The 18,409-nt window shown below is 54.7% G+C and carries 17 protein-coding genes; 10 read left to right on the forward strand and 7 right to left on the reverse strand.

The window, feature by feature from the left end:
* Positions 1-65 precede the first annotated feature (65 nt).
* From trpB to AB1598_07145, 3 genes are all read right to left on the reverse strand, one after another.
* Complete coding sequence (gene trpB, locus AB1598_07135; protein MEW6144779.1) at positions 66-1,274, reverse strand: tryptophan synthase subunit beta; 1,209 nt, start codon at positions 1,272-1,274, stop codon at positions 66-68.
* Positions 1,264-1,878, reverse strand: coding sequence for a phosphoribosylanthranilate isomerase (locus AB1598_07140; protein MEW6144780.1), 615 nt, complete (start codon positions 1,876-1,878; stop codon positions 1,264-1,266). The genes trpB and AB1598_07140 overlap by 11 nt, the downstream gene beginning before the upstream one ends.
* A 62-nt stretch (positions 1,879-1,940) precedes the next feature.
* Positions 1,941-3,053: a hypothetical protein gene (locus AB1598_07145; protein ID MEW6144781.1), complete on the reverse strand. Its 1,113-nt coding sequence runs from the start codon at positions 3,051-3,053 to the stop codon at positions 1,941-1,943.
* Positions 3,054-3,254: 201 nt separating this feature from the next.
* Between AB1598_07145 and AB1598_07150 the strand changes: the two genes are divergently transcribed.
* A complete protein-coding gene (locus AB1598_07150; GenBank protein ID MEW6144782.1) occupies positions 3,255-4,358 on the forward strand; it encodes an SGNH/GDSL hydrolase family protein in 1,104 nt (367 codons plus the stop codon).
* A gap of 23 nt (positions 4,359-4,381) precedes the next feature.
* On the opposite strand, the gene AB1598_07155 is transcribed toward AB1598_07150, so the two are convergent.
* Both AB1598_07155 and AB1598_07160 read right to left on the reverse strand, forming a co-directional pair.
* Positions 4,382-5,701 carry an oligosaccharide flippase family protein gene (locus AB1598_07155; protein MEW6144783.1) on the reverse strand — a complete coding sequence of 440 codons (1,320 nt, stop codon included), beginning with the start codon at positions 5,699-5,701 and terminating at the stop codon, positions 4,382-4,384.
* A 24-nt stretch (positions 5,702-5,725) separates the two neighbouring features.
* On the reverse strand, positions 5,726-6,913 hold the full coding sequence (locus AB1598_07160; protein MEW6144784.1) for a glycosyltransferase family 4 protein: 1,188 nt from the start codon (positions 6,911-6,913) through the stop codon (positions 5,726-5,728).
* Positions 6,914-7,090: 177 nt separating this feature from the next.
* On the opposite strand from AB1598_07160, the gene AB1598_07165 reads away from it, so the two are divergent.
* The 6 genes from AB1598_07165 to hslU all read left to right on the forward strand — a co-directional run bounded on the left by AB1598_07165 (position 7,091) and on the right by hslU (position 13,550).
* On the forward strand, positions 7,091-7,336 hold the full coding sequence (locus AB1598_07165) for a hypothetical protein (GenBank protein MEW6144785.1): 246 nt from the start codon (positions 7,091-7,093) through the stop codon (positions 7,334-7,336).
* 82 nt (positions 7,337-7,418) lie between these two features.
* On the forward strand, positions 7,419-7,745 hold the full coding sequence (locus tag AB1598_07170) for a hypothetical protein (protein MEW6144786.1): 327 nt from the start codon (positions 7,419-7,421) through the stop codon (positions 7,743-7,745).
* A 234-nt stretch (positions 7,746-7,979) separates the two neighbouring features.
* Positions 7,980-10,628, forward strand: a complete 2,649-nt coding sequence (locus AB1598_07175; protein ID MEW6144787.1) for a LysM peptidoglycan-binding domain-containing protein — start codon at positions 7,980-7,982, stop codon at positions 10,626-10,628.
* Between the two features lie 156 nt (positions 10,629-10,784).
* The gene (gene xerA / locus AB1598_07180; GenBank protein ID MEW6144788.1) at positions 10,785-11,678 is read left to right on the forward strand and encodes a site-specific tyrosine recombinase/integron integrase; all 894 of its coding nucleotides are present in this window, start codon (positions 10,785-10,787) and stop codon (positions 11,676-11,678) included.
* 2 nt (positions 11,679-11,680) lie between these two features.
* Positions 11,681-12,217 (forward strand): ATP-dependent protease subunit HslV, encoded by a 537-nt coding sequence (hslV, locus tag AB1598_07185; protein ID MEW6144789.1) that lies wholly within the window; start codon positions 11,681-11,683, stop codon positions 12,215-12,217.
* Position 12,218: 1 nt separating this feature from the next.
* A complete protein-coding gene (gene hslU / locus AB1598_07190; protein ID MEW6144790.1) occupies positions 12,219-13,550 on the forward strand; it encodes an ATP-dependent protease ATPase subunit HslU in 1,332 nt (443 codons plus the stop codon).
* A gap of 563 nt (positions 13,551-14,113) precedes the next feature.
* On the opposite strand, the gene AB1598_07195 is transcribed toward hslU, so the two are convergent.
* A complete protein-coding gene (locus AB1598_07195; GenBank protein MEW6144791.1) occupies positions 14,114-14,836 on the reverse strand; it encodes a chlorite dismutase family protein in 723 nt (240 codons plus the stop codon).
* Positions 14,837-15,097: 261 nt separating this feature from the next.
* Here AB1598_07195 and argB point away from each other — a divergent pair, with 261 nt between their 5' ends.
* The 3 genes from argB to argF are packed head-to-tail and all read left to right on the forward strand — an operon-like array spanning position 15,098 to position 18,085.
* The gene (gene argB, locus AB1598_07200; GenBank protein MEW6144792.1) at positions 15,098-15,979 is read left to right on the forward strand and encodes an acetylglutamate kinase; all 882 of its coding nucleotides are present in this window, start codon (positions 15,098-15,100) and stop codon (positions 15,977-15,979) included.
* On the forward strand, positions 15,976-17,178 hold the full coding sequence (locus AB1598_07205; GenBank protein ID MEW6144793.1) for an aspartate aminotransferase family protein: 1,203 nt from the start codon (positions 15,976-15,978) through the stop codon (positions 17,176-17,178). Before argB ends, AB1598_07205 begins: the two co-directional genes overlap by 4 nt.
* Positions 17,171-18,085 carry an ornithine carbamoyltransferase gene (argF, locus tag AB1598_07210; protein MEW6144794.1) on the forward strand — a complete coding sequence of 305 codons (915 nt, stop codon included), beginning with the start codon at positions 17,171-17,173 and terminating at the stop codon, positions 18,083-18,085. Before AB1598_07205 ends, argF begins: the two co-directional genes overlap by 8 nt.
* Before the next feature lie 56 nt (positions 18,086-18,141).
* Here the strand turns inward: argF and AB1598_07215 are convergent, their stop codons facing one another.
* The gene (locus AB1598_07215; protein ID MEW6144795.1) at positions 18,142-18,405 is read right to left on the reverse strand and encodes a hypothetical protein; all 264 of its coding nucleotides are present in this window, start codon (positions 18,403-18,405) and stop codon (positions 18,142-18,144) included.
* Positions 18,406-18,409: the final 4 nt, after the last annotated feature.

Consider the following 18,409-nt stretch of genomic DNA (forward strand, 5'->3'; position numbering starts at 1 on the left):
CCTCCCCTGAGGGGGCAGGATTAGTGGTCTTGAGTCGGCCGAAGTCCGGGTTATAATTATAAATCTCATTGTTTTATGCCTCTTACGAGGATATCTGAAACCGCGTTTATGTCCTTGTCGCCGCGTCCGGAGAGGCAGATAATAATAACCGCGTCCCCGGGCATACCGGGCGCTGCCTTCCTCGCGTAAGCGATCGCGTGAGAAGATTCGAGAGCGGGGATTATGCCCTCCGTTTGCGAAAGGTACTTAAAACCTTCGAGCGCTTCCGAATCAGTAACGTTCGTGTAGGAGACCCTGCCCGTATCGTGGAGATACGAATGCTCCGGACCCACGCCGGGATAATCGAGTCCCGGGGCTATGGAGTGCGTCCCCAGGACCTGCCCGTTCTCGTCCTGGAGCAGGTATGTCCTGCTGCCGTGCAGGACCCCAACGCTCCCGGCGGATATAGTAGCCGCATGGTGTCCCGACCCGATGCCGCTTCCGGCAGCTTCGACGCCCGTCATTTTCACCGACTCGTCCCCGAGGAAGGGATAGAAGAGGCCCATCGCATTGGAGCCTCCTCCCACGCAGGCGATAAGGAGATCGGGAAGACGATTTTCCTTCTCGAGTATCTGCTCCCTCGCCTCCCTCCCTATGACCGACTGGAAGTCCCTCACCATCATGGGGTAGGGGTGCGGCCCAGCGACGCTGCCTATAATATAAAAAGTATTCCTGACGTTCGTTATCCAGTCCCTCATCGCTTCGTTCATAGCGTCCTTCAAGGTCTGTGTGCCCTGAGTCACCTCCCTCACGGTCGCGCCCAGGAGCTTCATGCGCGTTACGTTGAGCGCCTGGCGCCTCGTATCCTCGAGTCCCATGAATATCTCGCATTCCATATCGAGGAGCGCCGCTACAGTGGCGGTCGCCACGCCGTGCTGCCCGGCGCCGGTTTCGGCTATGATCCTTTTCTTGCCCATGCGCGACGCGAGAAGGGCCTGCCCTATGGTGTTGTTAATCTTGTGAGCGCCCGTGTGCGCGAGGTCCTCGCGCTTGAGGTATATCTTCGCCCCTCCGAGGTCCTTCGTCATTCTCTCGGCGAAGTAAAGGGGCGTCGGGCGGCCGACGTATTCCTCGAGGAAGTAATCGAGCTCCTGCTTGAACTCCGGGTCGTCTTTTATCTCGAGGTACGCCTTTTCGAGCTGCAATATCGCGGGCATAAGCGTTTCCGAGACATACCTGCCTCCGAATATGCCGAAATGCCCGATCTCGTCGGGCACCGTGGTTCTAGACGCCATTCTTCACCGCCTCGATAAATTTTCTCATCTTCGCGTGGTTCTTCCTTCCGGGAGAGTCCTCTACGCCCGTGCTTACGTCAACGCCGTAAGGCTTCACGATTTCTATAGCCGCGGAAACGTTCTCGGGGGTCAGACCGCCGGACAGTATCACCTTTTTCGACAGCTTGATATCCTTGAGCGCCCCCCAGTCGAAGCTCTTCCCCGTCCCCCCGTATAATTCGTCCGTGTGCTTATCAAAGAGGATAGCCCGAACCGGGTAAAGTTCAACTTCGGCTGTATTTACCGTGTCTTTAATCCTGACCGCCTTTATCAATTTATAGGGCAGCATGGCGGAGAACTCGGGCGTTTCGTCCCCGTGGAGCTGCACGGTGTCTATGCCGGAGACAGCGACCGCCTCTATAATCTCCGGAAGCCCCTGGTTTACGAAGACGCCGACAGCCGAAATAAACGGGGGGAGCGTGGAGATGATCGATCGGGCGTCGCGGGGGTCTATAAACCTTCGGCTCCCCTTGTAGAAAATAAAGCCGAGCGCATCAGCGCCCAGGTCGGCCGCCCGCGAGGCGTCTTCAGAATTCGTAATACCGCAGAACTTTACCCTTACCATAGGAATTGAGAATTATAAAATCACAACCCGTTTATGTAAAACGGACCGGGGCGCCCGCCGCGCTAAAGTCCGTCCATGTAACTCTTTAACGACTCCGCTATTATCCTGTAACCGTTCCTGTTCTCATGCCCGCCGAAGTTGTTGGGGTATATCTGCTCAGTACCCGCGCTTACGCCGAGGGGGCCCAGCGCGTCGACGTACCTGATACCGTGCTCGTCGAAATACTTCCTGACCTCGCTGTCAACCCGCCTCTCGTTCACTATCAGATAGTCGATCCTGTCCGATGCGGGAAGCGATTTATTGCCTTCGATATACCGGGCGAATACGCTCTCCTTCGTGGGGATTATGACAACGATGAACTCGATGCCGTTCTTTCGAGCGAGCCGGTTCATCCTGTCGAAGAATTCGAGGCTGAGCGCGAGCCCTTCCCTTACGTCGGGCTCAGCAAGATCGAGCCCCTTGAGTCTCTGGTCGGGCGTAAACCCCGTCTTTATGCCGCTTGCCTCGTCCTCGAACATAACGATCAGCTCGCCCCTCTTCATCCTCCGCGCCTGCCTCAGGCTGTCCCCGATGAATGAGGAGCTCACGAGCCTGTAGAGGACGCTGTGTCCGGCGAGCCAGCCGCCTATGCCGTACGAGAATCCTTCCTCGTCTTCCGCTTCAACATTATCGGGAGACGATACGAACTCGGGCTTCCTCATGTCCTTCCACCTGTCGACATTGTATACGGCGGTGAAGGAGTCCTTGACGTCGTTGCCCAGATAAAACCCTGCGATAATAATCCCGGGGCGGAGCGCGAGGGCCTCCTGCTCCATGAGATATAGATACTCGGCGGGGCCGTAACCGCCGAGGGACATGTTATACACGGTTTTGCCCGTCATTCTTCCCAGAGCCGAAGGCCAGGAATCGCTCGCCCTAGCGCTAATTCCGTAAGTGTGTGAATCGCCTATCGCCACAACCTCTGCCGTATCGGGGGACGATTTGTTCCTGAACCCCAGGGCGTCGTGCGCGCCTGAATGAGGCTCGATCCTGTATCTGAGCACGTCGTCCGGAATCCTCCTGGGCTTGAGGAAATCTATAGGATCGAAGACGAGCCTCGACACTCCCTCGGCAACCAGGAGCGATATGGCAAACGAGCCCAGGATCAGGACGAAGATTTTGAGATATTTATTCAAGCGGGTATAAGCTCCGACGCGTTCAACAAATTTATAAATATTAAATTTCCAGTAATATAATCGAGGAATAAAGGTGAAACAATCAACCGCCGGACGCGGGCAACCTGTAAATCCTATGCTATCATATTCATCCATACCGCTTTCAAAGAGTGCTGAAAACCCGGGATTCCCCATATATAAACTGTAAGCCGAGAACGAGAGATGAACGAAACCGAAAAGAAGCCGACCTTTAGAAAAAAGCTGTATCTCGTCCTGCTGAGCGTACTCATCACACTCGCCATACTCGAAATCGGAACGCGCGTCTGGCTCGATTTCATCGCCCCAGAGGACGTGAGCCTCGAGTATTCGCTCTACTCGTACCTGAGCCCGGACAACCAGAGATACGTACGCCACCACTATCTGAATTATTACCCGAATCCGGAGTATAGGAGAGGAAAGACCTATCATAATTCGCTCGGGTACAGGAACGACGAGTTCCTGGCCGAGAAGCCGGAAGGGGTGTTCAGGATAGTGCTCCTCGGCGGGTCTTCGACGTACAACATAGGTATAGACGATAACGACAAGACCTGGGCCGCGCAGCTGGAAAAGATACTCAGGGACAAGTACGGGTATAAGAACGTCGAGGTTATTAACGCGGGGGTCGGCGGGTATAATTCATGGGAGACGCTCATCAACCTTGAATTCAGGGTGCTCGACGTCGACCCCGACCTCATTATCGAGTACGAGGGCACGAACGACGTGCACGCGCGGTTCGTTGACCCCGTCTCATACAGGGGAGACGATTCGGGCCGGAGGAAGCAGTGGGACCCTCCGTCGGTATTCTTCCTCGAGCACAGCGCGCTTTTCAGGGTGATACTGAGGAAGCTCGGCGTGACCGAGCAGGTGGGCATAGGGAACTTCATAACCCCCAGAAATACCGCGTACGGCCCTGTTTCGGTGGCGAAACACGACCCGATGGGACTCCTCGATAAGAATCCGCCCGTTTACTTCAGACGCAACCTCAACAACATGGTAGCCATAGCCAAGGCGAACGGCGTCGAAATATTGTTCTCGACGTGGGCGTATTCACCGTACCTGAACGACTACGCCTCGACCCCGTATTATCAGAAGGGGTTCGAGGAGAATAACGATGTGGTAAAGGAAGTGGCCATCGAGAACGGCATACCGTTTTTCGATTTCTCAGCCGTGATGCCCAAAGACAGGAAATTCTGGCGGGACGGCCGCCACGTGAACGCGCTGGGAGCTGAAAAGATGGCCGAGCTCTTCGCGGAATACCTGCACGAGAGCGGTCTTATAAAACAATAGCGTCCTAGCGGGACGCTGCCCTGTCAGAGTCTCCGCTCCCCTTCCCTTCTCATGTAGTATCCGAATACGGCGAATGAAAGCGCCGATTTTATTACGGCGAATCCCAGAAACGCGAGCGCCGCGCCGACGTAGGAATAGGATGGGACGAGCAGAAGCATGAGGGCCAGATAGACTACGGTTGTAAGGACATAAAAAGCGGTCCTTATACCCGGCATCCCCATCGCGAGCAGCGCCGGGTTTATCCAGTATGTATACCTGGCGACGAGCACCGCGAGGGCGAGTATCCTGAGAGTGTTCGTCGCAGGCGCGTACTCCCCGCCGAAAACAAGACGCACTATGGGCCCCGCGAACACGATTATCAGCACAGTCACGGGCACGATGAGCTTCATCAGGTTCTTCGTAGAGTCTTTTATGAAGGACTTGAACTCTTCCATGGCGTTCACGGTCGTGAGCTTGACGAGCTCGGGGAAAATCGCCTCGTAGAGCGTATCCACGATACGGTTTAGCACCGCCGCGACCGAGTTCGCTATCCTGTAAAAGGCGACCGCGTCTTTACCGGCGAAGAAACCGAGTATCATCAACCCCAGATACTTGTCGCTCCCCGTTTTGAGCGTCGCCATGAAGCTCGTGTTCCCCAGGAACCAGGCGATCTCCTTCCACTGTCCCCTTATAAGGAATATATCGGCGGTAAGCCAGCTCCCGAGGTTTTTCTCGCCGAGCACCCGCATGACCGCCCATAGCCTCACGGCTGCGGCTATGAAGTTCGAGAGCACGAGACCGTACAACGCACCTTTTATCCCTAGCCCGAGAAGAAGGAGCGCGGTTACGAGAACCAGCTGCGTCAGGTTCTCGAAGGAATTTATAACCGCGATGTTCTTATACTTCTCGAACACCCTCAGTATCGCGTCCGACGTCAGCTTGGCGGTCTCCACGAAAAGCCCGAATGCGTATATCCAGATGTATATGTAAGCCTCAGGCGAGTGTATCACGTACGTGCTGACGAGCTTCGCCGTGACAATCGCGATCAGGAAGGAGACCGCTCCGCTGCCGACATCGAGTATGTAGGAGAGCTTTATCATCGCAAGCGTCTTCTCGGTCTCCCCGTTCTCCCAGTAGGAGCCGATGTACCTTACTGCTGTTTCCCAGACCCTCACGTCGAAGAACTGGTTCATCATCGCGATGTAGGCGATAACGAGCTGAAGGAGGCCGTAATCGGTCACCCCGAGTATCCTCGCGAGAACGACTGTCTGGAGGGCGGCGAACCCCCCTGCCGCGGCCTTGCCGCTGAAGAGCAGCGATGCGTTGAGAAACAGTTTTTTCTGGGGGCTACGGGATTCGCTCATCCGGCACCCGGCGCATGGAGGACTTTATGGTTTCGCATCGAGAGCACCTTTCAGGGCATCGACATAATTTTTTATCATCCGCGCTTCCGTATGAAACTCCTTTACCATCTCCCTCCCGCTCTCGCCCATGAGCCGCGCCCGCCCGGGGTCCCTGAGCAGGGATATTACAGCTTCGGCTATATCCGTCACGCTCTCCGGATCGACGAGGACTCCTGTCACGCCGTCCCTCACGGCCTCCGCAGATCCCCCTTCATTACCCGCTACGACGGGTTTCCCCCTCGCGCCCGCCTCTATCAATGCGTTAGGCAGACCCTCGACCTTGTCGTCCCACCGCCTGCTCGGCATCACGAAAACGTCCGCGAGATCGAGGTAATTTATTATTTCATCGTGACTGACTCCGCCGGTAAAAACGACGGATCCGCCCGCTCCCATATCGTCGGCAAGCTCCCCGAATCTCTTTTTGAACCTCCCCTCGCCGACGACGAGATAGACAATATCCGGGAATTCTTTTTTTATGAGCGGGAGCGCCCTTATGACCATGTCCTGACCCTTCCTCGGGAGAACCCTAGCAATCGTGATTATGACAGGGGCCGATCCGCCTATCCCGTGCTTTGACCTGAGCGCCTTTAACTTATCCGCATCGGGCTCCCTCGACAGCATTTCCCCGCCAACGCCGTTGTAGATAACCGTGATAACGTCTCCCGGAATGCCAATGCTCTCGAGGAGCCCCTTCGTATTCCTGCTGACTGCTATAATGCGGCCGGCCCGCTTGTAGAGCCTCATCATAGGATGCTTCATCAGTCGTTTGAGCAACCTTTTTCCGTAAAAGCAGGTGGTGATGCCCGAGCCCGCCACACGCACAACGGGCAGGAACGAGATTACCGGAACGAGACCGCCCGCCGCTTCGGCCTCCTCCGTTATGAAGAGGACGATATCCGGTTTCTCATCGCGGAGAGCCTTCGTGAGGGAGAATAAACCGAGGAGAATGTCGGCGTAAGGTAAGGCCTTTATCCAACTGCTGCCGAGAGCGGGAATCCTGATAACGCGGCACCCTAGCCCCTTGTCTGTCACGCCGTTTTCCCGGCCGTAGCCCGGAGCGAGCACGACCGTTTCTATCCCCGAGCCGGAAATCCCTCTCGCAAGTTTCATACTCGTCGTGGCAAGCCCTCCCAGAAACGGGGGGAATTCATGGGTATAAAGAAGGACTTTCATCAAGCGCCGTTATCGGCAATACCAATCTGGTTGCCGATTATTATGTGCATGTATTATTGCTCTTTTTTTTATAATACACTATATTTCGTTTTAGGTTTTCTACAGCCGGCTGCGGCGAGATAGACGCGGCCAGGAAATCACGAGAGACGTCCCGGAATCACGGTCCGGGAGGAAGCCATGAACGATATCGAATCACATTTGCTGAATTTGCTCTGCAGAGGCGCAGGTCAGGGGAACTCCAATACCGACAAGCTCACACAGGCGATCGTGGATGCGAACCCGGAGCTGGATTATAATAAAACGAAAATAAGCGTCGTAGAGGCGCTTAACGACCTCAAGGACAAAGGCCAGATCCAGATTATGACCATCAACTGGGAGCTCGGCGACGAATTCCTCTACATATGCACTAACATAATCGAATGAGTCCCGCCTTCAGCGAGTCAGATATACATGACGCCGGGCCCTTGAACGGAGTCAGACTGCGCGGGCATCGACGGAGCTGCTTGTGCCGACACTCGACTACTTACGCATCGTTGGTATATCGGATATAAAATCGGGCGTCTCAGGCCCGTCCGACGTAACCTTCAACATAGAGTATTCGGGCGATCCGGATTTCAGCCTGCCCAAAATGGGGGTCATAACTCTCAGAATGGACGAGCTCCTTGACATCCCGGGACTAGGTGCCGGAGAGATGGAGAAAATCGCCACAAGGCTCGTAAGACAGGTGCTTGTCAGGGAAAGAGATAAGGACGGAACTATCATAATTCTGCACATCCTCGGACTGCCTCTCGGTGAATGGCTCAGAGAAAACGTACCGTTCCTGAGACAATAAGGGTTACTCAAATAATTAAACTAAGCAGGCCTCTTAACCCTGAAAACCTGAAAAAATCATAACTATACAAATCCTCTTACAAATCCTTTTTTTTTCGTGTATAATCTGTCCCAGTCAATTTTAAGTAGTTTACTTAGTTCTTTGAAAACCTAGACCAAAAAGCATGACCGGATCTCGGCGCTTTATTCCGGGGTTGGATTTTTTTAAGATTTTGTCTCTGCAGGAGGTATAGGTATGGTGCTCAGGCGTTCCCTAATTATCCTTTTCGCAATTCTCCTTCCGGCAACTGCTCTAGCGGCCAAAAAGTATGTAGTCAAGAAAGGAGATAACCTTTATGAATTATCCAAAAAGTTCGGGCTTACAGTCGACGAGCTTAAGTCAATCAACAATCTGAAAGACAGCAGGCTGGACATCGGCGATGTTTTAACGGTCGACGTCTCGTCCGGCGATGAAGACAGAACGGCGGTGAACACCGCTCGAGGCAATAATAACGAATACATCGTAAAGAACGGCGATACATTAGGTGAAATAGCGGAAATATACGGTCTTTCTTCGGAAGACCTGAAAGCAGCAAACGGTTTAAAGAATACAAAACTACAAATCGGACAAAAGCTTTTAATCCCTCCCTCAAACTCAGAGCCGGTCAAGGCAACGGTGTCCGGGGAGCCGGCGGCCGGAGATTCAGTCAGTGAAACTGCGGGTAAAGCCGGGGATTCCTCGAAAGACTCCTCAGATGCGCCCGGTAAGTACGCCGTCCGAAAAGGCGATACGCTCGGGCACATCGCGCTCAGGTTTAACGTGCCGAGCGCCGAAATCAAAAAAGCCAACGGACTAAAAAACGATAAACTGCAGATCGGGCGGGTCCTTATAATCCCGGGCGGCGGAACGGCGGCAGTTGAAGAAACTCCCGCGGCCGTGAACGGGACCGCCGACAAGCCCGCTCCGGTGAAGGCAAGCGCTTACACCGTTGTTAAGGGGGATACGCCTGGCGCTATCGCCAGAAAGCTCGGTGTCAGCACGGATGAATTGATAAAGCTCAACAGCCTCGACAGCAGGAATCTCCAGATCGGCCAGAGGCTCTCAGTCCCCGGCTACGAACAGGGGCAGACAGCATCCGCAGAGAAAGCCGCTCCCGCCGGGGAGGAAAGCGTGGAACCAAGCCGCGCCGAGTCAGTCAATGCCACAACCCCATCAACGACAAAAACTAAAGAATACGTTATCAAAAAAGGCGACACGCCGGGCGCAATAGCCAGAAGGCTTGGCGTGAGCACTGACGAATTGATCAGGCTCAACAACCTCGACAGCAGGAAGCTGCGTGTCGGGCAGGTGCTGGTCGTTCCCGGGACGCAAACCGGGACTGTCACGGGCGATACATCCGCCGCACGCGATGCCGAGAATCAAGCGCCGTCCGAATACATCGTGAAAAAGGGCGACACCCTTTACGAGCTCGCAAGGACGTACGGCGTATCCGTAGACCGCATAAAAGAGTACAACAGTCTTATAAGCAACAACCTGAGGGTCGGCCAAAGGCTCGTACTGAACGCGTCCGGGGCTCAGGCGGCCTCCCGGGAGAACGTGCAGGAAGCGCAGGTCACAGAATCAGTGACCGAAATCACTGAAACCGCGAAATACACGAGGGAATACACTGTCAGGAGAGGGGACACGCTCGGACACCTCGCTCTTAAATTCGGGGTCTCGCAGAGCGAGCTCAAAAAGGCGAACGGGCTCAAGAGCAGCAATCTGAGGTCGGGCCAGGTGCTCATGGTCCCCGGCACCGAAATCACCAGAGAGACCGAAGAAGTAATAATAAAAGAAACAGCGCCGGAACCGGTGAGCGATGTATATATCAAGAAGAGGTACGTCGTCAAGTCGGGCGACACGCTCGGCAATATAGCAGAGAGCTTCGGCGTCACCATAGAGGAAATAAAGAAAGCGAGCGCGCTAAAGAACGATACGATTAATAACGGCGACATACTTCTCATTCCCGTGCCTCAGGAGAAGGTCACGCAGTCCAAATACACTGTGGCCAAGGGCGACACGCTCGGCAAAATCAGCAGGAAGTTCGGCGTCCCCGTTACTTCGATCATGAGGGCGAACGGGCTTTCGAGCGATACGCTCAGGGCGGGCATGAAGCTGAGCATACCGGGACTGAATCCCGCAGAGCCCGTTGAGAGTGAAGCCGAAAGCGCAGCTTCAGCCTCTGTACCGAGGGGCGAGTACGTAGTTAAGAAGGGCGACACGCTAGGACGTATAGCCAGGCGCTACGACGTCACCATCAAGCAGCTCAAGAGAGAGAATAATATTAAGGGTAACTCCATCAGAGTAGGGCAGGTCCTGTATATTCCGGGCTACGGACGCGAGGAGACCGAATACAGGGCAGCAGCAGAGGAGAGCGCCGTTCATGAATCGAACGGACATTACAAATACTCGGAACCCGAAGTGGAAAACGGGAGGTTCTCGAAGGAAAGCATCATACAGGTGGCAAAAAAGTACCTGGGGGCGCCTTACAAATTCGGCGGCAACGACCTCGCTACCGGTATCGACTGCTCGGGTTATGTAAAGAAAATTTTCAGCAGGTTCAACGTATATCTGCCCAGGACGGCCAGGGACATATATTACAAGTCCGGATACAGCGTTTCTAAAAGAAATCTCGATACCGGAGACCTCGTATTTTTCACAACATATGCGAAATACCCTTCGCACGTAGGTATATACATCGGCAACGACGAATTCATACACGCCTCCTCGGCGTCGCGAAAGGTAACCATCGACAGCATCAACAAGCAGTATTACAAGAAACGCTACGTAGGCGCGAAACGAGTGCAGCTGTCGGGACTGTTCTACGACGAGCTCTCCAAGGATTACGCGGGGTTCGGTAATTAACAGTCCGGATTCTCCGTATAAGCTCCGCGAGGGAGCCAATAATTTCCCGGCGGAGCCTACCCTTGTGCCTGTCACTCTTTTATACCTCCCCGTCTCCCGATAAATACCCTCCATTGAAAGATGGGGAGCGGTGTTTATATTATAGCGATTGATATCATGGAACAGCTCATTCAGAATTTCAGGGACTATCTCGGCTCCGAGAGAAACTACTCGAAACACACCGTCAAGGCTTACATCACCGATATAGGAGAGTTCCGGCGTGTTATAAAAGAAAAAAAGCTCCTCGGTGAAAAAGTGGGAGTTATAGATCCCGGGAATCTGGACGAGAAGACCGTAAGGGCTTACGTGAACTGGCTTTACACCAGGAACTCGAGGGCGTCCATATCGAGGAAGCTCGCGTCCGTAAGGACGTTCTTCGAATTCCTGATAAGGAAAGGCGTTATAAAAAATAACCTCGCGAAGCTCGTACCGACGCCCAAGGGCGAGAAGAGGCTCCCGACGTTCCTGACGGTCGACGAGGTTGTGAAGCTCCTCGGCATAGAGGGCGAGGGCGCGCTCGTATCCAGGGACGCCGCACTGCTCGAGCTCCTGTATTCGAGCGGGCTCAGGGTGAGCGAGCTCGTAGGCATCGACCTGAACGACATAGACATCAAGAACCTCACCGTCAAGGTCCTGGGCAAAGGCGGCAAGGAAAGGATCGTGCCCGTCGGCTCGAAGGCCGCGGAGGCGATCAATGAATATCTGCGCGAAAGGCTCGGCATGAACCCCACAGGAGACCACCTGTTCGTAAATTCGAGAGGCGGGAGGCTCAACGTCAGGAGCGTCGACAGGATAATCAGGAAATACGCCACGCTCGCGGGGATACCCAAGAACGTGAGCCCTCATGTGCTCAGGCACACGTTCGCAACGCACCTCCTCGGAGGGGGGGCAGACCTGAGGGCAATCCAGGAGATGCTCGGCCACAAGAGCCTTTCCACGACGCAGAGGTACACGCATACGTCGATCGAAAAATTGATGGAGATTTACGATAAAACACACCCGAGAGCGTGAACATGGAAAACTTCCACGGAACAACGATAGTTTGTGTAAAGATAGGAGACAGGGTCGCGATGGCCGGGGACGGCCAGGTAACCCTGGGGCACGCAGCCGTAAAGCATTCCGCTAAAAAAGTCCGGAAGATATTCGAGGGCAAGGTGCTGGTGGGCTTCTCAGGGGCTACCGCCGATGCCATGACACTCTTTGACAAGTTCGAGGCCAAGCTCGAGGAGTTCAGAGGGAACCTCAGGAGAGCGGCCGTAGAGCTCGCGAGAGACTGGAGGACTGACCGCATACTGAGGAGGCTCGAAGCGCTCCTGGCCGTCGCCGACAAGGAGAGCATGTTCCTCATCTCGGGCAGCGGAGACGTGCTCGAGCCCGACGACAACGTCGTCGCCGTGGGCTCGGGAGGCTCGTACGCACAGGCCGCGGCCAAGGCGCTATCAAGGCACTCGAAGCTGGGCGCGAGAGAGATCGCCGAAGAATCCCTCAGGATCGCGTCCGAAATCTGCATCTACACGAACGATAAAATAACAGTAGAGGAACTCGCATAACATGAGCAGCGAAACATTTTTCACGCCGAGAGAGATAGTCTCGGAGCTAGACAGGTATATAATCGGCCAGAACAAGGCAAAACGCGCCGTTTCGATCGCGCTCCGCAACCGTTGGAGAAGGCAGCGCGTATCGCCCGAGCTGAAGGACGAGATCGCGCCTAAGAACATACTCATGATAGGACCCACGGGCGTGGGAAAGACGGAGATTGCGAGGAGGCTCGCGAAGCTGGCCCAGGCTCCGTTCCTCAAGGTGGAGGCGTCAAAGTTCACGGAAGTCGGCTACGTCGGCAGGGACGTCGAGTCGATGATAAGGGACCTTACCGATATAGCCATAAAAATGATAACCGACGAAGAAAAACAGACCGTGAGAGCCAAGGCCGAAGACCTGGCGGAAGAGAGGATGCTCGATCTCCTTTTCCCCACAGGCGGGGGCGAGCAACCGCATACCGACACGGGGGGCGAAACCCGCGAGAAGCTGAGGAAGCTCTTAAGGGAAGGCAGGCTCAACGAGAGGTTCGTGGATATCGAGGTGACTTCAAAAAACTTTCCCATTCAGGTGTTCTCACCGCAGGGCCTGGAGGAGATGGACGTCAACATATCGGACATGCTGGGGAACCTCTTCCCCAAGAAAACAAAGAAGAGGAAGGTGAGAGTCCCCGACGCCATGGAAGTCCTCATACAGGAGGAAGCACAGAAGCTAATAGACATGGACAACGTCGTCAAGATGGCGATAGAGAGGGTCGAGCAGTCGGGGATAATTTTCATCGACGAGATAGACAAGGTCGCCGGGCGCGAGAGCACCGCCGGGCCCGACGTATCGAGGGAAGGCGTACAGAGGGACCTGCTCCCGATAATAGAAGGGTGCACGGTGAATACGAAGCACGGGATGGTGAGGACTGACCACATTTTGTTCATCGGGGCGGGCGCATTCCACGTATCGAAGCCTTCGGACCTGATCCCCGAGCTCCAGGGCAGGTTCCCGATCAGGGTCGAGCTCGAGCCGCTTACGACGGAGGACTTCATCAACATCCTCACGCAGCCCAAGAATGCGCTCATCAAGCAGTACACGGAGCTGTTGAGCACGGAAAAAATAGACCTCGTCTTCAAGGACGACGCTATAAAGGAAATAGCGGAGACGGCCCAGGCGGTCAACGAATCGACGGAGAACATCGGCGCGAGGAGACTCCACACCATAATGGAGAGGATGCTCGACGAGATATCCTTCAACGCACCCGACATGGCCGAGCAGAAGATTGTGATCGACGCGAAATACGTGAAGGACAAGATCGCCGATATAGTGAAGGACAGGGACCTGAGCAGATATATTCTATAGAACCTGGCGTCGCTCTCGGCCAATCTAAAAACTTATGCCCGTCATTCCCTTAACTGCGGCCCCGCTCCTTTATTTGACGAAAGATGAGGAGTGACGGAGCAATCATATATGAGCGCAGGTTCTGCGCCTTAGGGCGAACGGGTTATCTTTGATGAATGAATGTAAGGTGTCACCCCCACCTTAATCCTAATTTGGATCAGGTGGCATTGAGCCTGAAGTTGATTGGCTACATCAGCTTCGTTGTAGGTCCGACCGGTTCTTGTGCACGCTCAGAACCGTCCCTCAAGGGGGAGGAAATTTATTTGCGGTTACTGATCCGCCGCCGGATTCTGTAATGTCGGGGGAAAATGCGTCCTTCGACAAGCTTCCGGCTCCGCTAAAGCAACGCCGGACATGCAGGGCGAATGGGTATTGCGCGGTTGTTGGATTGAAAACCCACCCCATTCATACTTCGATAAACTCAGTACGAACGGGGTGGGTTTCGTTGCTGGATTAACCAGAGGAGTTGGAAAGAATATTAAAACACACTATGTGTGTGCCCGCGGGTGATCACACGTCAGGAGTTATGACTTGCTCTGCCAGAGCGCCTTTCCGATGAAAAAAGGCCCCAGGCTTTCGAGATACATCGACGTCTGCTTGGTCTTCCGCATCGACTGGATGAGTATGGATAGAGGATAGAGGTCCTTCCCGAGGACGCCTATCAGGAAGTCGTTGTCGTTCCTGTCGAGGCCGTGACAGGCAAGGCGTATGTCCTTGCCTAAGCCAGCGTCCCCGAACTTGAAGCCGAGCTTCCCGTGCTCTCCCAGGACAGAGCGCTGCTCTTCGGCCGAAAGGGTCTCGAAGAGCTTGTTCCTGCGGAGTGGATACCATATCACCCAGGGGAGCTCCGGGTCGAGAACTCTCTCCCGCGGCCGGTCGATGAGCGTCCTCTCGAGATCGGGCTCGTATCCTAGCGAATAAGTCCTCCCGAGCATGGTGTATTCGGGCTTGGGCGTAAGCTCGGTGAAGGCCGAGCCGTTAAGGAACTCCCTAAGCCCGCCGACGAAGAAGTTCGGGTCCTCGTTAACGGACAGAAGGCCTATCCCGTAGGGGTCGTTTATGTCCGCATAAAGGGCGAAATCCATGCCGGATTTCTTTAATTCATTGATTAGTTTCGGCGTGTTATGACAGTTCCCGAAGGCGAGGAGCTGCATCAGCAGCCTCCGGTCGGAGGATAGGACGGTGCCGTCCTTCGCCCTCCCCTTCTCGCTTATATCGAGACCGGCGCGTTCAACATCGAGTGACATTTTCAATACCTCCGCGGCTATTAAATATAACAGGGAAACCGCCCGCTGGCGATTGGGAAGAGGATTTCTCCATGCAAACACCGGTCACTACATCCGTTACTATCGGCCCTCACGGGTGGAATCCGGGATTTCACCCGTAACTGACGCCGAAATCGGGAGTATACCCAAGATAAATATTCACCCGCGGAAAAGAATTTATTTGCATGGAATCGTATTTATTTTATAATAATCAACTTTATTTTCAGTCTGCGAAAGAGGCGGATGAAAAACCTTATACAGAAAGCTAAAACGCTCGTTGAGGCCCTACCCTATATAAAGGAATTCTACGGGCAGACGATAGTCATAAAATACGGTGGGAGCATAGGCGACGACGACCTGCCGAACTTCGCCCGGGACATAGTGCTGATGAAATTCGTCGGCATAGACCCGGTCGTGGTCCACGGGGGCGGCCCCCAGATAGGGAGCCACCTGAAAAAGCTGGGGATAGAATCCAAATTCATCGCGGGCCTCCGAGTGACTGACGAGGAGACGATGGAAGTCGCGGAGATGGTCCTCGTCGGGAAGATAAACCAGAAGATAATCGAGATGATACATTCAATGGGCGGTAAGGCCGTCGGCACGTCGGGCAAGGAAGGGAAAATGATACTCGCGAGGAAGCTCGACGTGAAAAAGTTCGCGATCGAGAACGGGCTCGACATACCGGAGGACGCAGACCTCGGGATGGTAGGAGAGGTGGAGTGCGTGAACCCGCAGCTGATAAACGTGCTCGAGAGCTCGGGCTTCATACCGATTATCGCGCCCATAGGGTTCGACGAGGAAGGAAAGACCTACAACATCAACGCCGACCACGTGGCCGGGAAGATCGCGGGCGCGCTCAAAGCGGCGAAGCTCATACTCATGACGAACGTCCCCGGCATCATGGACAAGGATAAGAACCTCCTTTCGAGCATCACCGAATCGCAGGCGAGACACTTGATCAAGAAAGAGATAATCTCGAGCGGCATGATACCTAAAGTCATGTGCGCGATCGAAGCCCTTCACGACGGGGTGCAGAAGGTGCACATCATAGACGGCACTATCGAGCACTCGCTCATACTCGAAATATTCACCGACGCCGGAATCGGGACGGAGATACTCCTTTGAGAACGGGTGATATTATTTCCGGCACCTCGCAATACCTCATGAACACCTACGGCAGGTACCCGATCGCCATGGTCAGGGGAAAGGGCTCGTGGGTATGGGACTCGGAGGGGAAAAAGTACCTCGACTTCGTGACGGGAATAGCCGTCAACAACCTGGGGCACTGCCATCCTAACGTGGTGAAGGCGATATCCGGGCAGTCGAGGAAGCTCGTACAGGTCTGCAACCTCTATCACATAGAGAAGCAGGTCGAGTTCGCGAAGATGCTAGTCGAGAACTCCTTCGCCGACAAGGTGTTCTTCTGCAACAGCGGGGCGGAGGCGAACGAAGGCGCGATAAAGTTAGCCAGGAAATGGGGGGGAGCGAACGGCGGGAGGTACAAGGTCGTGCACGCCCGCGACTCCTTCCACGGAAGGACGCTGGGCGCGCTCTCAGCGACTAACAAAAAATACCAGAAGGGGTTCGAGCCGCTCGTCCCCGGATTCAAATCCGTCCCTTACGGGCAGATAGATCCCTTAGAAAAAGCCCTCGGGGACGATAAAGTCTGCGCCGTATTACTCGAGCCGATTCAAGGGGAGAACGGCGTGATTATGCCTTACGCGAATTTCCTGAGGGACGCGAGGAGGCTGTGCAAGCGCAAGAACGTGCTCCTCATTCTCGACGAGATACAGGTGGGGCTCGGCAGGACAGGGAAGCTCTTCTCTTACGAGCATTACGGAATAAAGCCTGACATAATGACCCTCGCCAAGGCTCTCGGGGGCGGGATACCTTGCGGGGCGGTTCTCGCGACGGACGCGGTCGCGAAGCACCTCTCTCCCGGCAATCACGGGACCACGCTCGGTGGCAACCCGCTCGCGATGTGCGCGGGCATAGCGGTGCTGAAAACTATCATAGAAGACGGGCTTCTCGACAACGCCGCAGGGATGGGTGAATATTTCCTGAGCGGGCTCCTTAAAATAAAAGATGAATTCGGAGATACCGTCAGGGACGTGAGGGGAAAAGGACTCATACTAGGCGTCGAGTTTGTAAATGCGGAAACCGCAAAGGACGTGGTAGTGAGATGCTCGAATAACGGGCTCCTCACCATTCTCACCGAGCAGAAGGTGATGAGGATACTCCCCCCGCTTACGGTGAAAAAGAACGAGATCGAACATGCGCTCAAGATCATCCGCAGATCGCTTAAAGAGGCGGCCCGTGCCTAGACACTTCCTCAGGATATCCGACCTTACGAAGAAGGAGCTCGAATCCCTCTTCAAAAGAGCCTCGAAGCTGAAAGCCGAAAAGAAATCCGGCAGGAGGCGCGCATCGCTCAGCGGGAAATCGATCGGGCTTGTTTTCGAAAAGCTCTCGACCAGGACGAGGGTTTCGTTCGAGGTGGCTATAAGCGACTTAGGCGCTAACCCGCTCTATCTCAATCCGAACGACCTTCAGCTCGGGCGGGGAGAGACCATCTCCGACACGTCGAAGATACTGTCCTCTTATCTCGACGGCGTAATCCTCAGGACCTATGAGCAGGAGAGGCTCGAAGAGTTCGCGAGGTCGGCGAGCATACCCGTCATAAACGCGCTCACGGACCTGGAGCACCCTACGCAGATAGTGTCGGACCTCTTTACGATCAAGGAAACGGGCCTCGACCTCGGGAAAATGAAGCTCGCCTACATAGGCGACGGGAACAACGTGGTCAACTCCTTCATAGGGGCGGCCGCGATACTGGGTTTCAGGCTCTCCATCGCAACTCCCAAAGGGTACGAGCCCGACCTCGCGGCGGTCGACGGAAAGGCGTCCCCCGGCAAAGCCCGCATAGAGATACTGAACGATCCGGCGGAAGCGGCTGACGGTGCGGACGTATTGTATACGGACGTCTGGGTAAGCATGGGGCAGGAAAAAGACGCTGCCGAGAGGAAAAAGATCTTCAAGCCTTACCAGATAAACCAGAAGCTCTTATCGCACGCCAAAAAAAACGCCTGCGTGATGCACTGCCTTCCTGCGCACAGGGGGGAGGAAATCACGAACGAAGTGGCGGACGGACCCAATTCCATAATCTTCCGGCAAGCCGAGAACAAGCTTCACGCGGGCAAGGCTATCCTGGAAATGTTCATGAAAGGCTGAGGCTTCCGAGGCGCGGTCCTGACCGAGGGCTTCCCTCCCGGCAAGTCAAAAAGAGATCAATAATCCCCGTCTATGTTGATAGTCGGATCGTATTCTATATTGAACGCCCTTCTTATGGGGTCGACATTGAACACCCAGTAAGTGCCCTTGACGAATACGCTCGTCAGGGCGAGGGGCGGCCTTAACGCGAGACTCGTGAGCTTGAACGGGTGGAGTGCGTCGCCCGGATTGTATTTGTAATCCGTTATCTGCGGCGCCTGCGCCAGGGCGTTCGAAGCGATAAACAAGAGACCAAGAACCGATGCTGCGAAATATTTCATGTCC

It is taken from the genome of Thermodesulfobacteriota bacterium, assembly GCA_040754335.1.
GTDB lineage: Bacteria > Desulfobacterota_D > UBA1144 > Nemesobacterales > UBA2774 > 2-12-FULL-53-21.

Bases quoted from the DNA above. Each gene is read 5' to 3' on its own strand.
- trpB (MEW6144779.1), bottom strand. From the start codon at position 1,274: ATGGCGTCTAGAACCACGGTGCCCGACGAGATCGGGCATTTCGGCATA.
- AB1598_07140 (MEW6144780.1), bottom strand. From the start codon at position 1,878: ATGGTAAGGGTAAAGTTCTGCGGTATTACGAATTCTGAAGACGCCTCG.
- AB1598_07150 (MEW6144782.1), top strand. From the start codon at position 3,255: ATGAACGAAACCGAAAAGAAGCCGACCTTTAGAAAAAAGCTGTATCTC.
- AB1598_07155 (MEW6144783.1), bottom strand. From the start codon at position 5,701: ATGAGCGAATCCCGTAGCCCCCAGAAAAAACTGTTTCTCAACGCATCG.
- AB1598_07160 (MEW6144784.1), bottom strand. From the start codon at position 6,913: ATGAAAGTCCTTCTTTATACCCATGAATTCCCCCCGTTTCTGGGAGGG.
- AB1598_07165 (MEW6144785.1), top strand. From the start codon at position 7,091: ATGAACGATATCGAATCACATTTGCTGAATTTGCTCTGCAGAGGCGCA.
- AB1598_07175 (MEW6144787.1), top strand. From the start codon at position 7,980: ATGGTGCTCAGGCGTTCCCTAATTATCCTTTTCGCAATTCTCCTTCCG.
- xerA (MEW6144788.1), top strand. From the start codon at position 10,785: ATGGAACAGCTCATTCAGAATTTCAGGGACTATCTCGGCTCCGAGAGA.
- hslV (MEW6144789.1), top strand. From the start codon at position 11,681: ATGGAAAACTTCCACGGAACAACGATAGTTTGTGTAAAGATAGGAGAC.
- hslU (MEW6144790.1), top strand. From the start codon at position 12,219: ATGAGCAGCGAAACATTTTTCACGCCGAGAGAGATAGTCTCGGAGCTA.
- AB1598_07195 (MEW6144791.1), bottom strand. From the start codon at position 14,836: ATGTCACTCGATGTTGAACGCGCCGGTCTCGATATAAGCGAGAAGGGG.
- argB (MEW6144792.1), top strand. From the start codon at position 15,098: ATGAAAAACCTTATACAGAAAGCTAAAACGCTCGTTGAGGCCCTACCC.
- AB1598_07215 (MEW6144795.1), bottom strand. From the start codon at position 18,405: ATGAAATATTTCGCAGCATCGGTTCTTGGTCTCTTGTTTATCGCTTCG.